This is a genomic window from Candidatus Vampirococcus lugosii (assembly GCF_018420025.1).
Lineage (GTDB): Bacteria > Patescibacteriota > Gracilibacteria > Absconditabacterales > Absconditicoccaceae > Vampirococcus > Vampirococcus lugosii.
The window spans coordinates 1-5192 of the sequence record NZ_JAEDAM010000065.1 but is presented as its reverse complement, the minus strand read 5'-3'; the positions used below and the strand labels follow the sequence as shown (position 1 = coordinate 5192).

General features: G+C 20.8%; 4 protein-coding genes. All 4 read right to left on the bottom strand.

All coding sequences use genetic code 25. The features are described 5' to 3' along the window. Positions 1-91: 91 nt before the first annotated feature. The gene (locus tag VAMP_RS04325) at positions 92-481 is read right to left on the bottom strand and encodes a hypothetical protein (protein ID WP_213349709.1); all 390 of its coding nucleotides are present in this window, start codon (positions 479-481) and stop codon (positions 92-94) included. Positions 482-502: 21 nt separating this feature from the next. Continuing rightward, entirely contained in the window at positions 503-1123 is a 621-nt protein-coding gene (locus VAMP_RS04320) for a DUF4391 domain-containing protein (RefSeq protein WP_213349707.1), read from the bottom strand. A gap of 2 nt (positions 1124-1125) precedes the next feature. Further along, positions 1126-4371, bottom strand: coding sequence for a helicase-related protein (locus VAMP_RS04315; RefSeq protein ID WP_213349705.1), 3246 nt, complete (start codon positions 4369-4371; stop codon positions 1126-1128). A gap of 175 nt (positions 4372-4546) precedes the next feature. Next, positions 4547-5192 (bottom strand): restriction endonuclease (locus tag VAMP_RS07125; protein ID WP_500681213.1); only part of this gene is annotated, 646 nt, incomplete at its 5' end.

Sequence of the window (5192 nt, the reverse complement as noted above, 5' to 3'; positions counted from 1 at the left end):
CTTCTATATTTTTTGATAAACTATCAAAAGTTTGTAGGTCTAGTTTTTGCATAAGTAGTTGTTTTATAAAATAAATTAGTTAAGTTTTTAATTAATATCCACCTGATTGATTCATATCCATCATTTTTTCTAAAGCTTTTTCTGCAGCTTTTTTTTTAGATATACATATAGCTATTCTTAAGATGGTTTTTTTATCTTCTTGGTTCAAATCATCAAAATTGTTTCTTCCAGAGAATATTTCTCCGTTTTCATATGCCCGTGAAACCAATGCATTAAGTGGTGGAGTTTTTGTTTCTGCTTTGTACTTATCCCAGAGCTGATCATAAGTATTAGTTCGAAGATTATCTTCATCATTTGTATTGTTTTTATAGTAATTATTATTGTAAGAACTTCCTTTTGATCTTTTTTTATATGGAGATCTAAAACTATTTACAAATATAATAATTAAATATGTTATAACTATTAATCATATAATTTCCATATTACTATATTAGTATATAAATTATTTAAGTTTTCACAAAAGCTTTTGTTTCTCTTGCAAAGTTTTATTGAGTTCTACTTTTTTATTAAATTGCTTTTCTTGTTTTATCTTATTTTTTAATGCTTGTATTTCTTTGGTTAGTATAGTTATTTGTTTGTCTTTTTCAATTATATCTTGGAAGTTATTATTATCTGTATCTACTCTTTTTATAAATTGCTTTATAATATTTTCTAGTACTATTTTTAGATTTATAGCATGAAAGTTAAATTTTAACTCTTCGTTCCAGTCTGAAAAATAATAATCTTTACTTACATTATCTTTGAGAGTTATTCAAAAAGCAAAATTATTTTCATATTTGAAATAATAAAGTATATAGTAAGGAATAAGTTTATCTATAAGTTTGAGTACATTTTTTGGTATCTCTTTATTCTTTAGTTCTATCTCAAATATTTGTATTTCTTTTACTTTTTGAGTTGCTTGTATCATCAGAGTAGTTTCTGCAAGTTTATATTTCCAAGTTATTCTTTTTATCTCACGAGTAAACTCATCTTTGAGTTTAGTATTAACAAGTACCTGAGATGTAAACTTAGTCTTTGATACAAATTTATCTACTAAACAATTTTTTGGTAGTTCTAAAATCATAATTATTTGATAACAATAAAAGTAATGAGTTCAAAATCTTTTAATCATTTAATATTATTCATTATATCAGATGTTCATCAATCATTAAATAAACTATCTATATCTGTTTCATTTTTTATACTTATAATTGATTGTATAGATTGATTTAATAATTCAGAATATTTGTCCATATATTTTCAATCTTGAGTTTCTTCATTAAATAATTCATAAACTTCTTTTATAGCTTCATTATATCATTTAGATATAGATTTTAAAACATCAAGAGTATGTTTTACATTGATATGATTAGATAAAATTTTTCAATATTTATTTATATAAACTACATAAAACGGGTGTAATTGATTTGTATTTTCAATATTAATTTCATTATTAATATTTTTTAATATAAATATTACTCATTCATCAATTCATTTAGATAAATTTTTTTTACAAACTGTATGCATTCAATAAGGTATTCATTTAAATTTTCAATTTTGATTTATATAATTTATGAGATCCATTCTAAAATCATTTAATCATAAATCCATAATAGAAATTCCTGTATCCATATCTTCTATATCTACAACTTCATTTTGTAATTTCTCTAATTGTTTTTTTCTAAACTCAAGATCACTTGATTTATTGGTCAAAATATTTTCTCATGTTGCTGTAGTTCATACAATATTCATTTTATTTTCTACTCTATTTTTCAAATCAATATAATCATCAAGAGATAATTGAGGTCGGAAATTTACAAGTTGTATATCTTTATTTTGAGATCATATTCTATCAATTCTTCAAAATCTTTGAATAATTCTCACAGGATTCCAATGTATATCATAATTTATAAGATAATCGCAATCTTGTAAATTTTGTCATTCACTTATACAATCTGTTGCTATCAATATATCAATTTGAGTATTATTTTCTTTTGATTTAGATCTTGATTTTGATATAGGAGAAAAATTTATAAGTAAATTATTAAATTGTTTATCTGTTTTAAAACTACATTCATTTACTCAATCTCAACTTATTTTTGCTGTTTGTAATCAAAAATTTTTATTATAATCAATTAAATTTTGGTATAAATAATTTGCTGTATCAGTAAAAGCTGTAAAAATAATAATTTTTTTATTTCATTCATTTATAGGATTTTCAATTTTATTTTTAATAATTTCTTTCAAATCATTTAATTTACTATCATTTTGTGGTTCAACAAAATTCATTTCTTCTAATATTTCACTAGCAATATATAAATCTTTTTGTAAATCTTGCTTCCAAGATAATGTATCCATATCTTCAAGATTAATTTTTACTTTATTTCATACACTAAATTCATCATCTATCCAATCATCATTATCTTCATCAATATCATCTTCATTGTATTGAATTAAATCTGTATTTGTTTTGGTTCAATATTTTTCAAATTTTTCAATATTAGCAATAATATCTTCAATTTTTAAAATATATTTTCATAAAGTAATTCTAAAAGAATCAATAGAACTTTCTAATCTTTTTAAAAAATTTACTTTCATAAGTTTTTGCAAACTCTGTTCTCTTGTATTTTGTTTCAAACTTCTAAAAGTATCTATATTTGTATCATAAATATCATCATAAAAATTTATTTTACTTGGAAGTATATAATTAAATGGGTTATAAACTGACATATTAAGTTTTGACAAAGATTCATATAATTCTTTTATACTTATAAATGATTCCAAGTTTGTTATATTAGATCTTATAGTTTTTGGTTTAAGTCTATTTGGAAAATTTCATATTTTGGATATATCATAATATTTTTCTATATGTTTTCTACTTCTAGCAATAGTTATTCAATCAAGTAATTTAAAAAAATCAAAATTAATATTTAATCTTTTAAGTAATTCGGTAGAAGTTCTTTTTTCTAAATCAAGTTTTGACCATTCATTAAATGTTCTTTGTGCATTTGATAAAATAGTATCTATAGATTTTGAAACTTCCATTTTTTCATCAATTATGTTTGTATTTCATTCATAAGCAAGTGATATTTGATTTTTTAAATCAGTAAATTTATTATTTACAGGAGTTGCTGAAAGCATCAAAACTTTAGTTTTTACTCATTTTTTTATTATATTATTCAATAATTTTTGATAACGAGTAGTTTTATCTTTTCTAGATACATTATTTCTAAAATTATGTGATTCATCAATTACTATTAAATCATAATTTCACCAATTTATACGAGATAAATCAATTCAATTTGAATCTCATTTATTTCTTGATAAATCTGTATGATATAAAACATCATAATTTAATCTATCTTTGACAAGTAAATTATCTTCATAATTATTTAAGAAAGTAAGCCAGTTATCTCATAATTTTTTGGGAGATAAAACTAAAATACTTTTATTTCTTTCTTGATAATATTTAATAACTCCTAATGCTGAAAATGTTTTACCAAGTCATACACTATCAGCAAGTATACAACCATTATATCTTTCAAGTTTATTTATTATTCATAAAACTGCATCTTTTTGAAAATCAAACATTTGATTCCATATTACAGATTCTTTGAAACCTGTTTTTTCATTTGCTAATTCATCTTCTGATATATCTTCCAAAAATTCATCAAATATATTATATAAAGTAAAATAATATACAAATTCTGGAGAATTTTCTTTATATAAATTTGAAATATAATCAACTACTTCTTCAGTTATATCTTTTAATGATTCATTATCATTCCAAACTTGATTAAAAGAATCCAAAAAAGATTTACTCATTTGATAATCATTAATTTTAATAATATTTCTTATAATAGAATTATCATTTTCAAAACCAAATCATGAACTACTAAATTGTTCTATTCATTGATAAATAATTTTTTGATCATTATTATCTACAATAAATTGCTCTTGTATATAATCTCAAGAAATATTAGATTTAAATTTTACTTTTCAATCTATCCATTTTTTACATTCTTTTGCAATTTTTCTACCTTTCATTTTATTTTTTAGATTTATTTCAAAATCAGTTCATGATATTGCTTTTTTTATATTATCTGATTTAATTTCAAATAATTTTTTTTCTTTTTTATTATTAGATTTTTCAATAAATGCTCAATCTGTAAATATAAAATTTAATTCATCAATATTTGATAATTCTTTTTTTAAACTATCAAATCAATAAATAGAAAATATTGCAGCTGCTACACTTAATTTAGTATTTTTTCAAATAGTATTTTTAAGGTCATATCAAACTTTTTGAGTTTTATTATCAAATAATTGCATTTTATTTTAAATTTCAAAAAATATATATAATTAAAATTCATTATATATATTATTATAATTTAATCAATTCTTTTTAAATATTTTTTAAATATAAAATTTAAATATTTTTTTTGAAGCTCATTTATTTATTTTACTTTATTTATATTTTAATAAACTTATATTTTCCAAAATCAAACTACCTAAAAACTTCCTGCATCAAATCAGAATATCAGGCAATAACTTCATATTTAATATCATTATTTCAAAGAGCTTCAAAATGTTTTTTTGCATATTGTATTTTTAAATCTTCTGCTCATTTTAATTGTAAAGTTTCCAAACTTCATTTTGTTTCAGCAATGAAATAAACATATTTAACATCTTTTTTATCAATTACAATTGCCCAATCTGGATTGTAGTTTCATATCGGAGTTGGTATTTTGAATGAAGAAGGCAACTTTGCATATACTAAAATTTCTCAAGTTTCAAGTTCTCAAGCTAAATTTCTTTCTACTTGTGAATCCGTTTTGACATAATCATAAATATGTTTTTGCACTTGTAAAATATTGTCTTTCAATGATCATTTGAAATTATTTATAGTAAATATATCACTATCATATTTTTGATCTATTGCATTATAAACAATATTGTTTATCAATGTTGAAGCTTTTTGTTCATTTATAAAATTAGATACTTTTTTGATAAAATCTTCTGGATTGATTTTGAATTGCTCAAATTTAATAGTATGAATTTTTGATAAAATTTTTACTATCGTTTTCCTAGTAAGTAAAGTATTTTTCATAATTTCTCATACCAAATCATATCTAATATTTCATAATATAAAG